The sequence below is a fragment of the Acidovorax sp. 93 genome, from assembly GCF_003633835.1.
Lineage (GTDB): Bacteria > Pseudomonadota > Gammaproteobacteria > Burkholderiales > Burkholderiaceae_C > Acidovorax > Acidovorax facilis.
Genome location: NZ_RBIT01000001.1, coordinates 4,257,148 through 4,276,292, shown reverse-complemented (window position 1 = coordinate 4,276,292; position 19,145 = coordinate 4,257,148). Strand labels below are relative to the sequence as shown.

Here is a 19,145-nt window from a genome sequence, read left to right as displayed (position 1 = left end):
TTTGCGCGGATCATGGAGCGTTGACACAGCGGCAGCGCCGGATGGAGGGCGTGATGGTGTCCCTTCACGCACCCAGCCCATCCCCCGCACCACACTCCAACCCGTTCACAATGGCGCAGGCCTGTGTTCTGGTGGGCCCCGTCGCAAACAACCAACCAGCCGTGGCACCCGGTGGCCACAGGAGGAGAGGACCTTGCAGCCGCATCCGCCCCCAACCCGACGCCGTGCCCGCACCGCCGCCGCCCCGGCGCAGCGCAACCCTGAGAACGCGGGGGATGGCGCCGCCGCCTCCGACTCCGCTACCCCCTGCCTGCTGCAGCGCGCCCACCTGCGGGCCGTGCCCAGCACCCTCCTGATCCCGCTGGCCGCGCGCGCGCGCGGGAGCCGTTACTTTCCCTGGCAGGCCTGCAACGACGTGGTGGCCACCAGCCTGGTGGAGCGCCTGGGTGCCGATGTGGAACCGTGCCTGGACGACTTGCCCACGGTGCTCAACGTACTGTGGCGCACGCGCGCCATCAAGGATGCGGGCCGCAGTTTCTTCCTTGCGCACCCGAAGGCTGGCGGCGTGAGCCTGGGCTGTGGCCTGTCGCACCACTTTCAGTGGCTCGATACGGGCGCCAACCAGTGGCTCGATGCTGATCTGCCCGAGGTCATGGACCTGCGCCGCGAGCTGCTGCCGGTGCGCTGCCCGCGCACGCGCCATGCCACGGTGGACATCACGCAGCCTGGCTGGTGGCAGCGGCTGGGGCTGCCAAAGGAGGAAGGGGAGGGCGATGGCGCGGGCGTGCAGCCGGTGTTCATCGTCTGCGAAGGGGTGCTCATGTACCTGCAGCCCGCGCAGGTGCAGGCCGTGCTGCGCGAGTTTGCGCAGTGCGCGCCGGAAGGCTCGCGCCTGGTGATTGATGTCATGACGCACCGTGCCGTGGGCCGCGCGGCGCAGCACGCCAGCGTGGGACCCACGGGGGCGGAGTTCCACTGGGGCGTGGGCAGCATGGACGAGCTGACCGCCGCACACCCGCGCCTGGCGCTGCTGCGCCAGCAGAGCGTGTCGGAGTGTTATGGCTGGCCGGGTGTGGTGCTGGAGACCCTGTGGTGGCCGTGGCTGGGGGCGCCGCTGTATGGCATGGCGACCCTCGGCGTGGGAGACGGCTCCCCCTGAGCCGCGACCCCCTCGGTGTCACCGCCGGAGGCGGCAACTCTTCGATGCCGTCCAAGCCTGCGCAGGCAGGCTTGGAGCCGCGGCATCTCAGCCCCGGAGGGGGACGCCACCGGTGGCCTGGCAAAGCCAGTTCCACGGTGGCGCTGGCGTTGGGCGCGCCGGTTGCAAAGGTTGTGCTAATGCCTGGGCGCCAGTGCTGGCATCCATCGTGGCGCCTTGCCCGTCAGCTGGCCCACGATTGCGGCCTGCAGCGGCGGCAGCCGCCGCGCGCCCTGCAGCACCAGCTGCCGCAGCAGGCGCGGCACGGGGCGCGTGTCGGTATACAGCCGCACGATGGCATTGGTGCCCTCGTACATCGGCCATGCGTGGCGGTGGTGCGCCCGTGCATAGGTGGCCAGGGCTTCGCCATTGCCGATGTCGTGGCCCTGGCTGCGGGCCGCCACCACGGCGGCTGTCAGGCGTTCCACACCGGCCAGACCCAGGTTGTAGCCATGCGCCGTCACGGGGTGCATGCCCACGGCGGCGTCGCCCAGCAGCGCGCAGCGGTGGTCTGCAAAACGCTGTGCATACACGGCCACCAGCGGGTAGGCGTGGCGTTCGCCCTCCAGCTGCAAAGGCCCCAGGCGGTCGCCCAGCTGGGCCTGCACCGTAGCGGCGAAGGCCTGCGGGCTCTGGGCCATCAGCGCACCTGCGTCGGCAGTGCCCGCCGTGACCACCACCGAGCACAGCGCATGCCCCTCTTGGGGGTCATTGGGCAAGGGCAGCACAGCCAGCGTGCGTTCGTAGCCAAAACACTCGTGCGCGACGCCGCCATGGGGTTGGGCATGGCGCATGCGGCAGACGATCACGGTGCGGCCGAAGTCCGTCATGCGTGCGCCAATGCCCAGCTGCCGCCGCGTGGCCGAGAAGCGACTGTCCGCCGCCACCAGCAGCGGGGCCTGCAGGCGCTGTGGCGGTGCCGCAGCGCCATCGGCGGAAGGCTGCGGCAGGTACTCCAGCTCGGCATGGGCGGCTTGCGTGGCCACGCGCACCACCTGGGCGCCGGTCACGATGCGGACACCCGGTGTGCGTGCCGCCACGGCATAGGCCGTGCGGCGCAGTGCGTGGTTGGGCACGATGAAGCCCAGAGCCTCCAGCCCCGTACCTTGGGTGTCCAGCTGCAGGGCGCTGCGCTGGCCCAGCGGGCCGTCGTGCACCTGCGCTTCGCGGATGGTGCCCACCTCGTGTGGCGCCAGGCCGGCCCAGGTGCCTAGCCGCTGTAGCGTGGCCACGCTGGGGTGGGTGAGCGCGATCTCGCGGCCATCGGGCGCGGGGTGGGCCAACGTGGCCTCAGACTGCTGTTCGACCACGGTGGTGGTGAACCCGGCCTGCGCCAGGGAAATGGCCAGCGACAGGCCCGCAGGGCCCGCGCCGACGATGAGAACGTCGCTGTGTGAGGAGGAGGTCATGGCAAGAAGACCGGGCGAAGCAGCCCGGCATCCACCCTGCAACCGTGGGGTGGGGCTTGCCATTGTGGGCGGGCACTCCGCGCGGCGGTTTGCCCTGCATCAAGGCAGTGTGCCTGAATGCTATAAATTAAATAGCTAAAAAATGATACGGGATAAGCGCTAGGGCCTTAAAACATCAAAAATTATGGTGCGTTACGAGCGTGCCGGTTTGCGCGCGCCCTTGGCGGGCTTCTTGCGGGCGCCACCCGCTGGCTTCCCGCGCAGGTGCAGCCCCCAGGTGACCAGCACCCACAGGTACGCCGCCAGCACGCTGTAGGCCGCCATGGCGGCCAGCGACAGCGGTGGTGCGGCGATGGAGCGCGGGCTGGCCATGGTCTCCAGCAGCTGGCGTGTGCCCGTGCCCAGCACCGGCATGGCCGCGCTGCCCGAACGTGCCATGCGTGCCGCCATGAAGATGAAGAACTCCATCAGCAACGCACCGATGACCCAGCAGGCCAGCAGGGCCAGGAGCTGCGCAAACGCCCTGCGGTCGCCCTTGGCCAGGAAGTAGATGGCCGACACCAGCACCAGGGCGGGCAGCAGCAGGGCCAGGGCAGGCCAGGCGGACATGAGGAGATGCATCGGAAGAATGTGGGGGCGGATCGGAGAGTGTGTCGGGCAGCGCCAGGGCTGCGGACTGCGAATGATAGAGGAGGCTCCCGGCACCCAGTGCCGCCCCAGGGCAGGGTCTGCCCGTACGGTGGCTATGGGTGCGTGTCGCCGTGCTGTCCCTGGCGGAAGGTGTTCGGTGTGCAGCCCAGCAGCGTGCGGAACGAGGCGATGTACGCGGCGGGGCTCTCGAACTGCAGGGCGTGAGCGATGCCCTTGACCGGGCGGCCCGAGGCCAGCAGATCGAGCGAGGCAATGATGCGCGCACGCTGGCGCCAGGCGCGAAAGCTCAGGCCCGCTTCCGCCGTGAAGCGCCGGGTGAAGGTGCGGTCGGACATCGCGGCCTCGGCCGCGAGTTCGTGCAGCGAGAGCTGCCACTGGTGGGCCTGCAGCAACAGCGCGAGCGCGCGCCGCAGCCCTTCGCTGGCAGGCATCGGCAGGTGGGTGGGCAGGCAGGGCGTGTGCTGCAGCGTATGCAGCAGCAGGGACACCATCAGCTGCCGCGTGGGGTGGTCGAACCCGCCGTTGAAGAGCCCCAGCACCAGCTGCTGGATCAGCGGCGACGCGATCACTGCGTGCACCTCGTCCCGGCGCGCAAACGATGCGCACTGCGCCACCAGCGCCGGCTGGCAGTACACCGTGCGCAGGTCGGTGGCAGAGAGGATTTCGATCGCATGGGCGTGGTGCGGGGGCACCCACAGCGCCCGCTGCGGCGGCACGGTCCAGCGCGCGTGGGGTGTCTCCACCAGCATCACGCCCCGCGTGGCAAACACCAGCTGGCCGCTGCGGTGCTGGTGCGCTGGCAAAAGTGTGCCGGCCGCGTGCGTTTTTGCCAGCGTGGCCCACAGGCCAGCGTCTTGGCGCCCTGGCGATGTTTGTTGGCGTTCTGGTGCTGACATGCCGTCCTATTATGAAACCACCTCCTCCCCACTCCTTCCCCGAAACTCGCCCCCAGCCCATGCACACCACCACCTTCCTTGTCCATTCGGGCCGCCAGACGGCCCGCGCCGTCCAGGCCATCAACCCGCCGCTGGTGCGGGCCTCGACCGTCGTGTTCGACACCCTGGCTGCCTACAAACACGCGCACCACCAGACCGTGTTCGACTCGCCGCGCTACGGCCGCTCGGGCACCTCCACCACGTTTGAGCTGCAGCGCTGCATGGCCGCGTTGTCGGGCGCAGAAACCTGCCTGGCCACAGCCAGCGGACTGGCGGCCATCGTGGCCGTGCATAGAACCTCTTCTCGGTCTCCCAGGGGCCGCGCAGCGGTCTTGGCGGGATGGGATGCAAGGCGCGGTGCGCAGTGGATAGCTTGGCTATCCACAAGCGCCGCAACGCCGCAGACCGCCCGCCAGGACCGCTGCCCGAAGGGTTGGAGCGAAATCGGGCGATTGAACGCCTCGACTGCTTGCATGGGCATGAGCCCATGTGGCGCATCCGAAGCATCCACTCATCCCGATTTCGCTCCAACGCGATCCCCTGCGAGATCGAGAAAAGGTTCTTGGCCCATGCCGGGCCGGGCCGCCACCTGCTGCTGAACCAGGGTGTGTACGGGCCCACGCGCATCTTCTGCGACCAGGAGCTGGTGCCGCAGGGCACCACCGTCGAGTACTTTCCGGAAGGCGTCGACATCGCGCCCTACCTGCGGGACACCACCAGCCTGGTCTACATCGAGACCCCCGCGTCGCTGACCATGGAGATGCTGGACGTGCGCGCCGTGTGCGCGGCGGCACGCCAGCGCCACATCCCGGTGGCGGTGGATGCCACCTGGGGCACTCCGGTGTTTTTTGACGCCCACGCCCTGGGTGTGCACATCGCCATCCATTCGGCCACCAAATACATCAACGGGCACTCCGACCTCATGCTGGGGCTCATCACGGGGTCGCACGCAGACCTGGCCAGCACCCGGCGCTTTTGCGACCGCAGCGGCGCCCATGCGGCGCCCGATGTGTGCTGGCTGGCGCTGCGCGGCCTGCGCACCCTGGCGGTGCGGCTCGAACGGCACCAGCAGACCGCGCTGGCGACGGCCCAGTGGCTGCAAGAGCAGCCGCAGGTCCGGCGTGTGCTGTTCCCCGCGCTCCCCTCCGACCCGGGCCATGCGCTCTGGCGCGCGCAGTTTTCGGGCGCCGCGGGTCCGTTCACCTTTGAGCTGGCGCCCTGCAGTGAAGCCGCATTTGCGGCGTTCATCGACGCGCTTGCGCTCTTTAGCCTGGGCACCAGCTGGGGCGGGTACGAAAGCCTGGTGTTGCCCGCTGTGCCCTATGACCAGCGCCACTTGGCAACGCTGCCGGATGAGGGTCGCCTTGTCCGCCTGCATGTGGGGCTGGAAGACGCCCGCGACCTGCGCGCGGACTTGGCACAAGCGCTCAGCGGTCTGGGCTGACCGGCACCAAGTGTCCCGAGTTGGAAGTTCGTTGATGAAATAAAGAGGTCGAAATCGTCGTCAGGCAAGGCGCAAACCACAGCGATAGCCGGTGCTATCGCGAGGATTTGCAACGCAGCATGGCGGCGATTCTCGACGTCTTTATGAAACGAATTTCCAATTCGGGACACTAGCTCGCCACGAAGTCCACCACCGACTGCAGCACCTCTGCCTGCTGCAGGATCTTGCGGTGCCCCAGCCCCTCGGTGGCCAGCAGCGTGGCGCCCGGGATGTGGTCGCGGTAGGCCTCGCCATCGGCAAAGCGGTTGATGCGGTCGCCCCGGTCGTGCACCACCAGCGTGGGCAGCGCGATGCGTGGGCCCACAGCCGGGGGCTCGAACTGGCGCATCAGGATGCCTTCTCGGGCTTCGATGCGCCGCTGCAGGGCGGCACGCGTGCGCTCCGACAGGCCGAACACCTGGGCGAACAGGCGCGTGTATTCGTGCGGCGACGCGGGCGGTGCCAGCAGCACCAGCCGCTGGGTGGCCAGGCCCCGGCTGGCGGCGTGCGCCGCTGCGTTGGCGGCCAGCGAATGGGCCACCACGGCATGGGGCGCCGAGTCCTGCGCGTGCAGGCGGGCGGTGGCGTACTCGATGGCGCGGGCGAACTGGGGCAGGTTGCTCACGCGGCCCCGGCTGCCACCGTGCGCAGGCAGGTCCACCAGCACCGGGCGCAGGCCGCGGGCAGTCAGGGCGTCGGCCAGCGGCAGCATCTGGCGCGCATGCCCGCCCCAGCCGTGCAGCAGGAGCACCGCGGGGCCGTGCGGCTGGGCCTGGGGCAGGTACAGCGTGATCTCGGCGTCTTCAAACGGCCAGCGCTCTGTGCGCCAGTGGCCGGGCGGGACGGCTTGGCGGCCGGGTTTGCGCAGGGGCAGGGGCGTGCCAAACAGGCGCGAGGCCACGCGCACAGCCAGCGCGGGCCACAGGCGCTCGGTGGTGCCCAGCGCCAGGCGCACAAGGCGCATGGCGGGGTGCTCGCCGTAGAAGCTGGACGTGGCCCGCAGGGCGGTGGATGAAGAGGAGGTGTTCATGGTGGGGTTCCTGAAGGGACGGAGTGAGGCGCGCGGCGCGCACCTCAGAAAAAGACCCAGTCCCGGTTGCTGCGCGGGAGGCTGGTGAGTGTGCTGCGCAGCGACCGGATGGCGCCCACTGCGGCCGCAATGGCGGCAATGCCCAGGATGATCAACATGGTGTTTCCTTTCTTCGCACGGTTGTGCGAAATTGAGTGAAAAAAAGGAGCTATTTCTGAGCAATATCCAAAGTCAGCGACTCAATGCTGGGTGCGCGGCCTGCAAAACGGGCGCTGCTCAGGCGAGGGACGCCGCGCAAGGGCCGCCCCGCCGCGCTGGCGTCGTCCCCCTGCCCGCATTGCGCAGCAATGCGAGAGCGGGGGGAAGCGGCGAAGCCGCTCAGGGGGGTGATCCATTGGTGTAGCTCTTGACGAGGCGCGCCCAGGACGCCTCGGTGCGTGACACTGCCTGCGGATCGCGCAGGAAGCGGACGTCGTGCAACAAGCCCATGATCATGGAATAGATCTCGCCCACCAGCTGGTCGGGCGGGGTGTCGGCGGGCAGGTGCCCGGCCTCGATGGACTGGATCACCGTGCGGCGCAGTGCCGCGCGCCAGCGTGTGATCTCTGAATGCAGCAGGTCGCGCAGCTCGCCTTCGCGGTCGTCCAGCTCGAAGGCCCCTGCGGTGTAAATGCAGCCGGTGAAAGCCTCCACATCGCGCGTGCGGGCAATCCAGCGGCGCACGATTTCTTGGAGGCGCGGCAGGCCCTTGGGGTGCTGCATGGCGGGCACAAACACATCGGCCAGAAAGCGGCGGCCAAACTCCTCGATCACCGCCTTCTGCAGCGCCTCGCGCGAGCCGGCACGCGAGAACACGCCGCTCTTGGACAGGCCCACGCGGTCGGCCACGGCCTGCAGCGTGATCGACTCCAGCCCCTCGGCCGCAGCCAGGTCCAGCGCCGCGCCGACGATGGCGGCACGGGTGAGTTCTGCTTTCTGGGTCTTGGCATCCATGGGGCGGAATTTAGCACGAATGTGCGAAATATGCATTTCACCCTGCTGTCAACCGGGTGACGGGGGTGGCTGGCCTGCACCCCGTGCCACTGGTACGCTGCGTCGCCATGGAGACAACACACCAAACCCCGCCCTACATCCCCCAGATCCGCCTGTACCAGAACTGGCTGCGCGACCAGCGCGGGCTGCAGTTCGACAGCTACGACGCGCTGTGGCGCTGGTCCACCACCGAGCTGGATGCGTTCTGGCAAAGCGTGTGGGACTACTTCCAGATCGAATCGCCCACGCCCCACACCGCCGTGCTGGGCAAGAACACCATGCCCGGTGCGTTGTGGTTCCCCGGTGCGCAGGTCAACTACGCGCGCCAGGCGCTGCGGCATGTGGATGCCGCCCACGCCGCAGGCCTGCCCGCCATCATCAGCCGCAACGAAAAAGGCCAGCACCGCGAGCTGAGCTGGCCCGAGCTGCGCCGCCAGGTCGCGTCGCTGGCGCTGCACCTCAAGGCCCAGGGCATCCAGCCCGGCGACCGCGTGGCCGCCTACCTGCCCAACGTGCCCGAGGCCATGATCGCCTTTCTGGCCACGGTGAGCATCGGCGGCGTGTGGAGCATCTGCGCGCCCGACATGGGCACGCACGCAGTGCTCGACCGCTTCCGCCAGATCGAGCCCAAGGTGCTGATCGCCGTGGACGGCGTGACCTACGGCGGGCGCGACCACGACCGCACTGGCGTGCTGGCCGAGCTGCGCGCCGACCTGCCCAGCGTGCAGCATGCGGTGCTGCTGGGCAATCTGGATGCTTCTGTTTCGATAGCTGGTTGCGCAAGCTGGACAAGCGCTACGGCACAAAATGATGCGGAAACCGCAGCGTTTGAACCGATGTGGCTGCCGTTTGACCACCCGCTATGGATCGTCTATTCCAGCGGCACCACGGGGCTCCCGAAGCCCATCGTGCACGGCCATGGCGGCACGGTGCTGGTGGCGCTGCAGCTCAAGGTGTTGCACAACGACATCGGCTGCAGCTACGAACCCAACAGTTTGGGCGAGCGCTACCACTGGTACAGCTCCACCGGCTGGGTGATGTGGAACGCGCAGCTCAGTGGCCTGCTCTCGGGCACCACCTGCGTGATCTACGACGGCAACCCCGGCGGCAGCAAGGACCACCCCGATTGGGGCGTGCTGTGGCGCTTTGCGGCCGAGACGGGGGTGACCTTTTTCGGCGCGGGCGCGGCGTTTTTTGCCAACTGCATGAAGGCGGGCATCACGCTGGCCGACTATGGCGACCTGACGCGCGTCCGCGCGCTGGGCACCACCGGCTCGCCGCTGTCGCCCGAGGTGCAGCAGTGGGGCACGGCCCAGTTCGAGGCCATCGGCACGCACGACATCTGGTGGAACAACATCTCGGGCGGCACCGACTTCTGCGGCGCCTTCATCGGCGGCAACCGCGAGATGCCGCAGGTGCCCGGCGAGATGCAATGCCGCATGCTGGGCGCGGCCGTGGAGTCCTGGGACGCCGAGGGTCGCCCCGTGCAGGACGCGGTGGGCGAGCTGGTCTGCGCGCAGCCGATTCCGTCGATGCCCCTCTACCTGTGGGGCGACAAGGATGGTTCGCGTTACCTGTCGAGCTACTTCGACATGTACCCCGCAGGCCACGGCCGCCAGCCCGGCGGTGGCGACGGCCCCGCGAGCATGGGCGCGGTGTGGCGACATGGCGACTGGCTCAAGATCGGCGCTAACGGCGGCTGCGTGATCTATGGCCGCAGCGACGCCACCATCAACCGCCACGGCCTGCGCATGGGCACGAGCGAGATCTACAGCGCGGTGGAGGCCTTGCCCGAAGTGCTCGACAGCCTCGTGGTGGACCTGGAGTACCTGGGCCGCGAGAGCTACATGCCGCTGTTTGTGGTGCTGCGCCCGGGCTACGCGCTGGACGACGCCCTGCGCGCGCGCATCAACGGTGCCGTGCGCACGGCGCTGAGCCCGCGTTTTGTGCCCGACGACATCTTTGCCGTGGCCGAGGTGCCGCGCACCTTGAGCGGCAAGAAGCAGGAGCTGCCCATCAAGAAACTGCTGCTGGGCCAGCCCATCGAAAAGGTAGTGAACAAGGACGCGATGGCGAATCCTGGGTGCCTGGACTGGTATGTGGCGTTTGCGGCGCAGCGGGCGAAGTCGATGCAAAAAACATAGCTACCTGCGCTTTGGGGAAAAGCGCAGGAGCCTGTTTTTATTTGAAATTGTCCTATCCGTGGGGTGCCTGGCCGTCCTTGGTTCCAGCCGCCCTGTTTCTCCTGACTGCTCGCCTCAGGGCGTGACGCCATGCCAGTGCCGCCGCGCAAGGGCCGCCCCGCCGCGCTGGCGGCGTCCTCCTTCAGGGGGAAGGCGCGCAGCGCCTCAGGGGGTTAGTCAAGTTTCGCGCCGGACGCCTTGATCAAGCGCTCCCACACCGGCCGTTCCTTCGCAATCGCGGCGGAAAACAGCGCGGGCGAGCTGTTCTGCACATCAAAGCCCATTGCCGCAATACGCTGGGCCACATCGGGCAGCTGCGTGGTCTTGCGCACCTCGTCGGCAATGCGCTCCAGGATGGCGGGCGGCGTGCCTGCGGGGGCACCAAACGCCAGCCAGCCCGCCACGCGGTAGGCCTCGTCGTTCAGGCCCTGTTCGGCCAGGCTGGGCACATTGGGCAGGGTGCCCATGCGGCGCTCGCCGCTCACGCCAATGGCTTTGAGCTTGCCCGCCTCGATGTGGGGCTTGGCCTGCAGCGCGCTGGCAAACGCGATCTGGATCTGGCCGCCGAGCAGGTCCTGCACCATGGGCGCCTCGCCCCGGTAGGCCACGTGGCTCATGTCGGCGTTTTGCGTGAGGCTCATGTAGGCCCCGGCCAGGTGCGGATACGCGCCCGTGCCGTACGAGCCATAGGCCACCTTGCCCTTGTTGGCCACCACGTATTTGAGCAGTTCGGGCCCCGTGGATGCGGTCACGCTCGGGTGCGCCACCAGCACCAGCGGCGCGATGGCGATCTGGTAGATGGGCGCGATGTCCTTCTCGGGGCTGTAGGGCAGCTTGGTATAGAGGAACTGGTTGGTGAGCATGGAGTTGCTCAGGCCCAGCAGCAGCGTGTAGCCGTCGGGCGCCGCCTTGGCCACCGCGTCGGTGCCGATGATGCCGGCCGCGCCGGGCTTGTTGTCGATGACCATGGGCTGGCCCATGCCTACGGCCATCTTCTCGGCCAGCACACGCGCCAGCACGTCGGTGGCGCCGCCTGCGGCAAAGGGCACCACGATCTTGATGGGCTTGTTGGGGTAGGTCTGCGCGAAGGCGGTCGTGCCAGTGCAGGCGGCGGCCAGCGCAGCGGCGCCGAGCCAGGTGCGGCGGGACATCAGGGGGTGGAAGGGCATGGGTTTGTCTCCTGTCATGGTTATAAAAATTCACTCAGCGGGCTCCGCGTGCATGGTGGCGGGTTGGGGCCTGGCTGTCACGCCATGGGCTTATGCGTTTTGGGGGCTCCCTGCGGCGGGGGCGGTGGTGATGCGCACGGTGATTGGCAGGGGCGCGAGCACCTCGCGCAGGCGGGCGGCCAGTGCGTCTGCCTGTGCGCAGGGGGCCACAGCCACACGCACCGCGTTGTCGCCTTCGGGCTGCACCTGGGGACGGAGGCCGTTCGTGACGGGTCCGCACACCCCATCGACCAGCGCTTGCACCGTGTGGCAGGCCGCGCGCTGGCGCAGCTCGGGCTTGTAGATCTTGCCCACATTCGTCACGGGCATGGTCTCGATCACCTGCACCCAGCGCGGGCGGGCCACGGCCTCGTCCACGCGTTCGGCGGTGAAGGCCAGCAGTTCGGCCTCAGTCGCCTGTGCACCGGGCACCAGCGTGGCGTAGACCACGGGTAGCTCGCCCGCATAGGCGTCGGGCGCACCCACGGCGGCGCACAGCTGCACGGCGGGGTGGGCGCCCAGCGCGTCTTCGATCACCTTGGGGTCGATGTTGTGGCCGCTGCGGATGATGAGGTCCTTGGAACGACCGCTCAGGTGCAGGCGACCCTGGTCGTCCACAAAGCCCAGGTCGCCCGTGGCCAGCCAGCCATCGGGCGTGAACGCCTTGGCCGTGTCGGCTGCGTCCAGAAAGCCGGAGAACAGGTTGGGCGACTGGAACAGCACCATGCCCGGCTGGCCGGGCGGCAGGTCCTGGTCGGACGCATTGCCCTGCGCATCCAGCGCCACCACGCGCAGCTGGGTGTACGGCAGCCGCCAGCCCACGCAGCCTGCGGGCGCGTTGACGCCGGGCGGGGTGATGGTGGAGATGCCCGCCATCTCCGTCATGCCCAGGCTTTCGTGGATGTGCAGGCCAAACAGGCGCTCAAACCGCGCCGCCAGCTCGGGCGCGAGGATGGCCGCACCCGTGCGGCAGTAACGCAGGGTAGAAATGTCAGCCCCGTCCAGCGGCACATTGGCCAGCGCCGCCAGCACCGTGGGCACGGCCGACAGGTAGGTGCAGCGGTAGCGCTCCACCAGCCGCCAGTAGTTGGCGATCACCTCGCGGTTGCGGAACAGGCCGGTGGTGGGGATGATGGTCTCCACCCCCGCCGACAGCGCCGCGAGCGAGCCCGGCAGCACGCCTGCCACATGGAACAGCGGGTAACCGTTGATGCCCACGTCCTCGGGCCGTATGCCCTGCATCTGCACGCTGCCCCAGGCGGTGAACACCTGCGCGCCGTGGCTGTGGCGCGCGAGCTTGGGCGCGCCCGTGGTGCCGCCGGTGTGAAAGTAGGCCGCAATGTCGGAGGCAGCAATGTGGCGACCGCTCACCAGGTGGTCGCCGGGGTGCTGTTGGCGCGCAGCCAGATCCACCACGCCAGCGGGCAGGGCAGGCGCTGCTTCGGGGGCTTCATCGTGCGGGGCCACGCGCAGCACGGTGGTCAACGTGGGCACCAGGGCGCGCAGGCGCAGCGCCTTGCTCCAGTAGCCCACATCACCTTCGCCGCCATAGGCAATCAGCACCTTGGCACCCGCCAGGGTCATCATGGCCGCGATCTTCTCGTCGGTGAGCATGGGGTTGAGCGGTTGCACGATGCCCGCCGCCTCGCCGCCCCACAGGGCCAGGTGGTATTCCAGGCAGCCGGGCAGCAGCACGGCCACGGCATCCTGCGGGCCCACGTCAAGGTGGTGCAGCAGGTTGGCTGTCTGGTGGATGCCGGTGAGCAGCTGCGCATACGACCAGCGGATGGGTTCGGCGGCCGGGTCGGCCGTGGGCAAAAAAGTCAGCGCCGTCTTGTCGCCAAACGCCGCCGCCGAATTCACAAAGATTTCGTAGGTGCTTTGCACTGGCAGCGCTTCGGCCAGGGGGCGGGCTTCATGCCGTTCTACATCCTGCAGGCTGCGCACCGGAGCACCGGGTGAGAAAGGCGTGTGGAGCGGGGGCATCTGTGGGAGGCGCATGGCGGGTCTCGGGTCTGATGGGGCTGCGGGTCGGTCACCGGCGGGGGGCGGATGCGGCATCGTCCTACCCGCCTGCGCCCGCCGCGTGGCCACAGTCTGTCTGTGTGCCAGCGCAAAAGCAGTCACGCAGATGTCAGAGAGGGTTCAGGACCCCCTGCGAGACCGTCCGCAAGCTCTCAGCGCCGGGTGGTGCTGCGGCACACCCATAATGGACCTTGTTGATTGCCACTGCGCGCCCCGCCGCGCGCCTTCCCTCCATGAACACTCCGCAGCCGCCCAAACGTTTTTCGATGATCCGTGAGTTCCACCTCGCCGACTGGTTCACGCTGGGCAATGCGGTCTGCGGCGTGGGCGCGCTGTTCTCGGTCATGTCGTACCTGGAAACGAACGACGTGCTGCATGTGTACTTTGCGTGCGCCCTGGTGCTGGCCGCGCTGATCTTTGATGTGCTGGACGGCCGCATCGCGCGCTGGCGCCAGAAGAGTTCGGCCATGGGCCGCGAGCTGGATTCATTGGCCGACGTGATCTCCTTCGGCGTAGCGCCCGCCATCATTGCCTACGGCTGCGGCATGCAGGGCCTGTATGACCGCATCGTGCTGGCCTACTTCGTGGCCTGTGGCGTGTCGCGCCTGGCGCGCTACAACGTGACGGCCGAAACCCTGTCGGGCGAGGACGGCAAGGTCAAATACTTTGAAGGCACGCCGATTCCCACCTCGATCATGCTGGTGGCGTTGATGGCCCTGGCCGCCTACCTGGGCGCTGTGCGCGAGAGCCTGTGGTTTGGCAAGGTAATCATTGGCGGCTTTACGCTGCACCCGCTGGTGCTGCTGTTTGCGGTGTCGGGTTCGTTGATGATCAGCCGGATTCGCATTCCCAAGCTCTGAGCCACTCGACACTCGGCACGGCGCTGAGCCCCGCACTTTTCCATGGTGGCAATCCATGAAGCCGACTGCCAAAAGAGCCAAGCATGTCCCCAATCGTTTTCGCCGTGAGCACCTGGTACGGAATGCGGCGCTCGCGATGTGCCTTGTCGCATCGGGTGCGGCTGCGGTCTATTCCAACCAGCTGAAGCTTTCTGCAGGCCGAGGCAGATCGCTGGTTGTGCTGAGCGATGGCCCTATGTGGCTCGCACTAGGGGCCATGGTTTGTGGGGTGCTGGGGCTTCTGGCCGTCGTGGTGGACCATCTGGATCGTCGTGACAATGAGCGCGCGTACGAGGCGTTTCAGTGGATATCGTTGCGTTTGGGTGGGGTGTTATTGGCCTCTGCGCTCATTGTTCATTTTTGCGTCACGATGCTGCGCTGAGCGCTGTTGCAGCGGTTGGGCCGTTTGACAAATCCATCTTCTCCCTTGCTTCATCACCATGTCTCTTCAAAAAATCGCAGCGTTTTCCGACGGCGCGCAGGGCGGCAACCCCGCCGGTGTGTGGATCGGTGACGAGCTGCCCGCCCCCGCTGATATGCAGCGCATCGCTGCCGAGGTCGGCTTTTCTGAAACCGCGTTTGCCGCCCCACTGGGCGATGGCCGTTGGCGCGTGCGCTACTTTGCGCCCGAGAGCGAGGTGCCCTTTTGTGGCCACGCCACCATTGCCTTGGGCGCAGCACTGGCGCAGCGCGAGGGCGACGGCGTGTTTGCGCTGTCGCTGAGCCAGGCCGAGATCACGGTCGAAGGCCGCCGCCAGGGCGATCTGGTGCAGGCGGCGCTGCAGTCGCCCCCCACACGCAGCGGGCCTGTGCCTGCCATGTTGCTGGCCGACGCGCTCGCCCTGTTTGGCCTCAGCGCGGCCGATCTGGACCCGCGCATCCCGCCCGCGCTCATCCATGGCGGTGCCGACCACTTGGTGCTGGCCCTGCGCAGCCGTGCGGCGCTGGCGGCCATGCACTACGCGCTGGACGCCGGCCGCACGCTGATGGTGAACGCCAAGCTGGTGACCATCGTGCTGGTGTGGGTGGAGTCGGACCGGCTGCTGCACACCCGCAATGCCTTTGCCTCGGGCGGCGTGCTGGAAGACCCGGCCACGGGCGCCGCCAAGGCCGCACTGGCGGGCTACCTGCGCGACCTGGGCTGGCCGCATGGCGGCGCCATCGATGTGGTACAGGGCGAGGACATGGGCATGCGCTCGCGCCTGCGCGCCGAGATCGGGCCGGTGGCGGGCAGCTCCATCCGCGTGTCGGGCACGGCACGGTGGATGAGCGACGGCGAATAACGTTTTTTGCTACAAATAATATAGCTTTTAGCGCTTGATGGTAAAGCGCTAGGGCTTGTTTTGACTTGAATGTTGCGCTGTGCGCCCCGGCCCTGACGGCGGCAGCGCACCTGGCAGCGCGTCCATCTCTTGCCGAAGCCATTGCACCAGACACAGCGTCTCCGGCGACGGGTCAGGGGCCGTGCCGAAGTAGTGCCGCGTCAGCGGCAGCCGCAAGCTGGGCAGGGGCGACACCAGCCGCCCCGAGGCCAGGTCGTGGGTGATCAGCGACACCGGGGCCATCGCAAAGCCCAGCCCATCCACGGCCGCCTGCAGCACAAAGTGCAGGTGGTCAAACTGCAGGCAGCTGGCGGGCTGGAGCGTTGGCAGGTTCACCTGCTTCTTCCAGCTTTCCCAGTCCTTGCTGCGCGACTTGGACAGCAGCAGCACGTGGGACGACAACGCCTCGGGCCGCGTGACCGGGCGCTGGGCGAACAGCGTCGGCGACCCCACCACCAGCGCCTCGTCTTCCAGAAACGGGTGGACCTGCATGCCCGGCGGCCACCCGCGCGGGCCGCGCCGCAGGGCCAGGTCGAAGGCCTCGGCCGCGTGGTCGGGTGCCAGCGTGCTGGTGATGACCTGGGGCTCGATGTCCGGGTGCTGGGCCACAAAACCCGGCAGCCTGGGGATCAGCCAGCGCACCGCAAAGCTGGGCCGCACGTTGATCTTGACGCTGCGCAGCCCGGCATCGCCCCGCAGCGACTGGGCGGCGGCGCCGATCTGCGCGAGTGCAGGCCCGACCTGCGCGTGAAACTGATGCCCTGCCGCCGTGAGCAGCACCTGCCGCGTCTTGCGCTCGAACAGCTCCACACCCAGGTGCTCCTCCAGCGCCTTGATCTGGCGGCTGATGGCGCTGTGGGTGACGTGCAGCTCCAGCGCGGCGCGGGTAAAGCTCTGGTGGCGCGCCGCCGCTGCAAAGGCGCGGACGGCATTCAGCGGGGGCAGGCGGGGTGACATGCGTGCAATTTTGTCACGCATGGCGCGCAGCAATATCGTTTGTCGCGCCGGGCACCGCCGCGCACCATGCGGGCCATGCCACAGCCTTCAGCCACTCCCTCTGCCTCAGACCTCCACTCGCGCCGCGCCGCCTTGGCGCTGGGCCTGTCACTCCCCGGGGATACGGTGCTCTACCTGCTGCTGCCGATGTTTGCCCCGGCGTTTGGCGTCACCCTGTTTGAAGCGGGCATTCTGCTGGCCGCAAATCGCCTCGTGCGCATTGCGGGCTACGGGGCGGTGGCGCGGTTCTATGCCCGCCATGGCGAGCGCCTCACCTGCTCGCTGGCCGTGCTGGCCGCCGCCGGGTGCGCGCTGGGGTACGCCACTCTCAGCGGGTTCATCGCCCTGTTGGGCCTGCGGCTGTTGTGGGGCCTGGCCTTTGCGGCGCTGAACCTCGCGACGCAGGCGCTGGCCACAGCCGAGCCTCTGGGCGCAGCGCGACGCGCCGGGCAGTCGCGCGCCTTTGCAGCGCTGGGGCCCATGCTGGCCCTGCCCGCTGGCGGTGTCTGCGCGCTCTGGTGGGAGCCCCGGGCCATCTTCTTTGCATTTGCGGCTGTTGCGTTGTGCGCCTTGCTGGCCACGCGGCACTTGCCCGCCCAGCCGCATGCCCTGCCGCCACCGCCCAAGCGCTGGGGCAAGTTGCCGGGCCGCCTGGACCGCTTTTCGTTCGTTGAGGGGTTGGTGCTGGACGGCCTGTTCATCATCGGCCTGTCGTACCTGGGCCGCGATGTGCTGCCGGGCCATCCGGTAGTCGTGGCGGGGCTGTTGCTGTCGGTCCGCTACCTGGCCGAGATCGCGCTGAGTGTGGTGGGTGGCGACCTGGCCGAACGCTATGGCGCCGAAGTGCTGCTCGTGGGTTTCGCGGTGCTCACGTCGCTGGCCCTGGTGGGTTTTGGCCTGAGGTGGCTGTGGACCAGCGCACTGGCCATCGTGATTTTGCGAGCCCTGTTGCTGCCGCTGTTGCCGCCGCTGGTCGCGCGCCGCACACCGGGGCCGGGGCGCATCCAGGCGCTGGCGACGCGGTCGGTCTGGCGGGACCTGGGCGCCGGTGCGGGCCCGGTGCTGGCGGGTGTGCTGCTGCCCATTGCGCCGTCCGCCTGGGTGTATGGCGTCGCAGCCTTGCTGCTGTCGGCCACGGCCATCGCCTGCTGGGCGCCTCGCGGCGATGGATAAGCCACGCAGCGGCCACCGCCCCCTTTTCACAAACCTCTGCTTTGGAGAATTGCCCTTGAACATTCACACCACCCTGATCCGCTGTGCCGGTGGCACGGTCGACCTGCCCGCGCGGCCCATGAACCACCGCAGCGATGGCGGGCATGTGCTGGTCCACCCGCCGCGCCCCGTCTGGGAACGCAGCGAGCTGACGCCCGAAGAGCTGGCGCATTGGTCGTGTCTGGTGGCCGCAACGGGCAGGGCCATGCTCGACACCTTGCCGCAGCTTGCCGGTGGCTGCCTGAACTATTGGGAGGCGGGCAACAACGCGCTGAACCCACTGGCCCACCCCCAGGGGCCCAAAACCCCCGCGCTGCACCGCAAGATGCACCTGCATGTGTTTGGCCGAAGCCCCCGGGCCACCCACCCGGACTGGCTGTGGGGCGAACCACCCCGGTTCCCGAATTTTGCGCAGTCTGAGGCTTGGACCCAGCAGTTCACACGGCTGGAGGACGATGAAGGCGCCGCGCTGGGTGCGCGCATTCAGGTGTTGCTGGATACGCGGTACGCACTGAGTCTGGTGGGCTGACGACACCCGCCTGCAAAAGAATTGCTATAAAAATAGTAGCTTTAAGTGCTTGTTAATAAAGCGCTAGGCCGTATTTTTATGCAAACCCTTTTGTCACGGGTACTACGCCACCGCAGGCCGCCGGTTCACCAGCACGATGCCCGCCGCCACCAGCACCAGTGCCGCCACCAGCCCCGGCGTGACCGGTTCGCCCAGCCACAGCGCGCCAAACAGCAGCGCAAACACGGGTGTGAGAAACACAAACACCGAGATCTTGGTCGCCGGGTAGTGCGCCAGCATCCACATCCAGGCCAGGTAGCTCACAAATGCGCCCACCAGGGCCTGCACCAGCAGCGAGCCCCAGGCAAACGCGCTGAACTGCCAGACCCAGGCCTCGCCCAGGCCCAGCGACAGCACCGGCAGCACCGCCGTGCTCACGCTCACCTGGTAGAACAGTTGCTTGGCCGGGGCCACGCGCGCCAGCGGTGTGGTGCGGATGACCACCGTGGTCAGCGCCCACAAAAGGCCCGCGGCCAGCCCGAGCAGATCGCCCAGCCATGCCTGGGGCAGGGCGGCATTGGCAGGGCCCAGCAACCCGTCCCCCAGCGCCAGCCCCACGCCCACAAACGCGGCAGCCAGGCCCAGCCACTGCCAGCCCTGCAGCCGCTCGCCGGGGATGAAGCGCGGCAGCAGCAACGCCACCCAGAACGGCGAGGCATACAAAAACACCGTGAGCCGAGAGGCGGTGGTGTACTGCAGGCCCAGGTAGATACACGCAAACTCGCCCGCAAACAGCGCCCCGGCCAACAGCCCGGCGCGGGCAGCCCCGGCGGGCTCGGCCGCTGCCGACAGCCGCACGCCGCGCCACAGGCACCAGGCCGCCACCGCCACCGTGGCCAGTGCAAAGCGCACAAAGGCCTGGAACACGGGCGCCACCTCGGCCACTGTGGCCTTGACCAGCACCTGCTGGAAGCCCCAGAACATGCAACACGCGAGCAGCAGGGAGATGGCGAGGGAGTCGAGGTGGGGCTTGCGAGAGAGGGCCATGGCGCGG

Annotated in this window: 18 protein-coding genes; 9 read left to right on the top strand and 9 right to left on the bottom strand. The window is 68.3% G+C overall.

The window, feature by feature from the left end; all coding sequences use genetic code 11:
* The first annotated feature begins 193 nt into the window (after nucleotides 1-193).
* Nucleotides 194-1,159, top strand: a complete 966-nt coding sequence (locus tag C8C93_RS19495) for a class I SAM-dependent methyltransferase (RefSeq protein ID WP_233559515.1) — start codon at nucleotides 194-196, stop codon at nucleotides 1,157-1,159.
* A 176-nt stretch (nucleotides 1,160-1,335) separates the two neighbouring features.
* On the opposite strand, the gene ubiM is transcribed toward C8C93_RS19495, so the two are convergent.
* From ubiM to C8C93_RS19480, 3 genes are all read right to left on the bottom strand, one after another.
* The gene (gene ubiM / locus C8C93_RS19490; RefSeq protein ID WP_121507972.1) at nucleotides 1,336-2,607 is read right to left on the bottom strand and encodes a 5-demethoxyubiquinol-8 5-hydroxylase UbiM; all 1,272 of its coding nucleotides are present in this window, start codon (nucleotides 2,605-2,607) and stop codon (nucleotides 1,336-1,338) included.
* 192 nt (nucleotides 2,608-2,799) lie between these two features.
* Entirely contained in the window at nucleotides 2,800-3,216 is a 417-nt protein-coding gene (locus tag C8C93_RS19485) for a hypothetical protein (protein WP_082437353.1), read from the bottom strand.
* Between the two features lie 134 nt (nucleotides 3,217-3,350).
* A complete protein-coding gene (locus C8C93_RS19480; RefSeq protein WP_121507971.1) occupies nucleotides 3,351-4,154 on the bottom strand; it encodes a helix-turn-helix transcriptional regulator in 804 nt (267 codons plus the stop codon).
* 59 nt (nucleotides 4,155-4,213) lie between these two features.
* On the opposite strand from C8C93_RS19480, the gene C8C93_RS25460 reads away from it, so the two are divergent.
* Together C8C93_RS25460 and C8C93_RS19465 are read left to right on the top strand one after the other, a co-directional pair.
* Nucleotides 4,214-4,792 (top strand): PLP-dependent transferase, encoded by a 579-nt coding sequence (locus C8C93_RS25460; RefSeq protein WP_233559514.1) that lies wholly within the window; start codon nucleotides 4,214-4,216, stop codon nucleotides 4,790-4,792.
* Nucleotides 4,756-5,637 carry a PLP-dependent aspartate aminotransferase family protein gene (locus tag C8C93_RS19465; protein WP_233559513.1) on the top strand — a complete coding sequence of 294 codons (882 nt, stop codon included), beginning with the start codon at nucleotides 4,756-4,758 and terminating at the stop codon, nucleotides 5,635-5,637. Before C8C93_RS25460 ends, C8C93_RS19465 begins: the two co-directional genes overlap by 37 nt.
* A gap of 169 nt (nucleotides 5,638-5,806) precedes the next feature.
* Here the strand turns inward: C8C93_RS19465 and C8C93_RS19460 are convergent, their stop codons facing one another.
* Nucleotides 5,807-6,706: an alpha/beta fold hydrolase gene (locus C8C93_RS19460; RefSeq protein ID WP_121507970.1), complete on the bottom strand. Its 900-nt coding sequence runs from the start codon at nucleotides 6,704-6,706 to the stop codon at nucleotides 5,807-5,809.
* Between the two features lie 378 nt (nucleotides 6,707-7,084).
* Nucleotides 7,085-7,699 (bottom strand): TetR/AcrR family transcriptional regulator, encoded by a 615-nt coding sequence (locus C8C93_RS19450; RefSeq protein ID WP_121507969.1) that lies wholly within the window; start codon nucleotides 7,697-7,699, stop codon nucleotides 7,085-7,087.
* A gap of 107 nt (nucleotides 7,700-7,806) precedes the next feature.
* Between C8C93_RS19450 and C8C93_RS19445 the strand changes: the two genes are divergently transcribed.
* Nucleotides 7,807-9,882, top strand: coding sequence for an acetoacetate--CoA ligase (locus tag C8C93_RS19445; RefSeq protein ID WP_121508885.1), 2,076 nt, complete (start codon nucleotides 7,807-7,809; stop codon nucleotides 9,880-9,882).
* A gap of 212 nt (nucleotides 9,883-10,094) precedes the next feature.
* Here C8C93_RS19445 and C8C93_RS19440 read toward each other — a convergent pair whose 3' ends face one another.
* Nucleotides 10,095-11,090 carry a tripartite tricarboxylate transporter substrate binding protein gene (locus C8C93_RS19440; RefSeq protein ID WP_121507968.1) on the bottom strand — a complete coding sequence of 332 codons (996 nt, stop codon included), beginning with the start codon at nucleotides 11,088-11,090 and terminating at the stop codon, nucleotides 10,095-10,097.
* Nucleotides 11,091-11,180: 90 nt separating this feature from the next.
* On the bottom strand, nucleotides 11,181-13,130 hold the full coding sequence (locus tag C8C93_RS19435; protein WP_121507967.1) for an acyl-CoA synthetase: 1,950 nt from the start codon (nucleotides 13,128-13,130) through the stop codon (nucleotides 11,181-11,183).
* Between the two features lie 257 nt (nucleotides 13,131-13,387).
* Between C8C93_RS19435 and pssA the strand changes: the two genes are divergently transcribed.
* Genes pssA through C8C93_RS19420 form a run of 3 tightly spaced genes read left to right on the top strand, consistent with a single transcriptional unit; the run spans nucleotide 13,388 to nucleotide 15,336 of the window.
* The gene (gene pssA / locus C8C93_RS19430; protein ID WP_121507966.1) at nucleotides 13,388-14,014 is read left to right on the top strand and encodes a CDP-diacylglycerol--serine O-phosphatidyltransferase; all 627 of its coding nucleotides are present in this window, start codon (nucleotides 13,388-13,390) and stop codon (nucleotides 14,012-14,014) included.
* 55 nt (nucleotides 14,015-14,069) lie between these two features.
* Entirely contained in the window at nucleotides 14,070-14,435 is a 366-nt protein-coding gene (locus C8C93_RS25075; RefSeq protein WP_147433790.1) for a hypothetical protein, read from the top strand.
* 58 nt (nucleotides 14,436-14,493) lie between these two features.
* Nucleotides 14,494-15,336, top strand: coding sequence for a PhzF family phenazine biosynthesis protein (locus tag C8C93_RS19420; RefSeq protein ID WP_121507964.1), 843 nt, complete (start codon nucleotides 14,494-14,496; stop codon nucleotides 15,334-15,336).
* Nucleotides 15,337-15,384: 48 nt separating this feature from the next.
* Here the strand turns inward: C8C93_RS19420 and C8C93_RS19415 are convergent, their stop codons facing one another.
* Nucleotides 15,385-16,332: a LysR substrate-binding domain-containing protein gene (locus C8C93_RS19415; protein ID WP_233559604.1), complete on the bottom strand. Its 948-nt coding sequence runs from the start codon at nucleotides 16,330-16,332 to the stop codon at nucleotides 15,385-15,387.
* Nucleotides 16,333-16,398: 66 nt separating this feature from the next.
* On the opposite strand from C8C93_RS19415, the gene C8C93_RS19410 reads away from it, so the two are divergent.
* Both C8C93_RS19410 and C8C93_RS19405 read left to right on the top strand, forming a co-directional pair.
* The gene (locus C8C93_RS19410) at nucleotides 16,399-17,544 is read left to right on the top strand and encodes an MFS transporter (protein WP_370110051.1); all 1,146 of its coding nucleotides are present in this window, start codon (nucleotides 16,399-16,401) and stop codon (nucleotides 17,542-17,544) included.
* Between the two features lie 55 nt (nucleotides 17,545-17,599).
* On the top strand, nucleotides 17,600-18,112 hold the full coding sequence (locus C8C93_RS19405) for a hypothetical protein (protein ID WP_121507963.1): 513 nt from the start codon (nucleotides 17,600-17,602) through the stop codon (nucleotides 18,110-18,112).
* A gap of 102 nt (nucleotides 18,113-18,214) precedes the next feature.
* Here C8C93_RS19405 and C8C93_RS19400 read toward each other — a convergent pair whose 3' ends face one another.
* Nucleotides 18,215-19,138, bottom strand: coding sequence for a DMT family transporter (locus C8C93_RS19400; RefSeq protein ID WP_121507962.1), 924 nt, complete (start codon nucleotides 19,136-19,138; stop codon nucleotides 18,215-18,217).
* Nucleotides 19,139-19,145 lie beyond the last annotated feature (7 nt).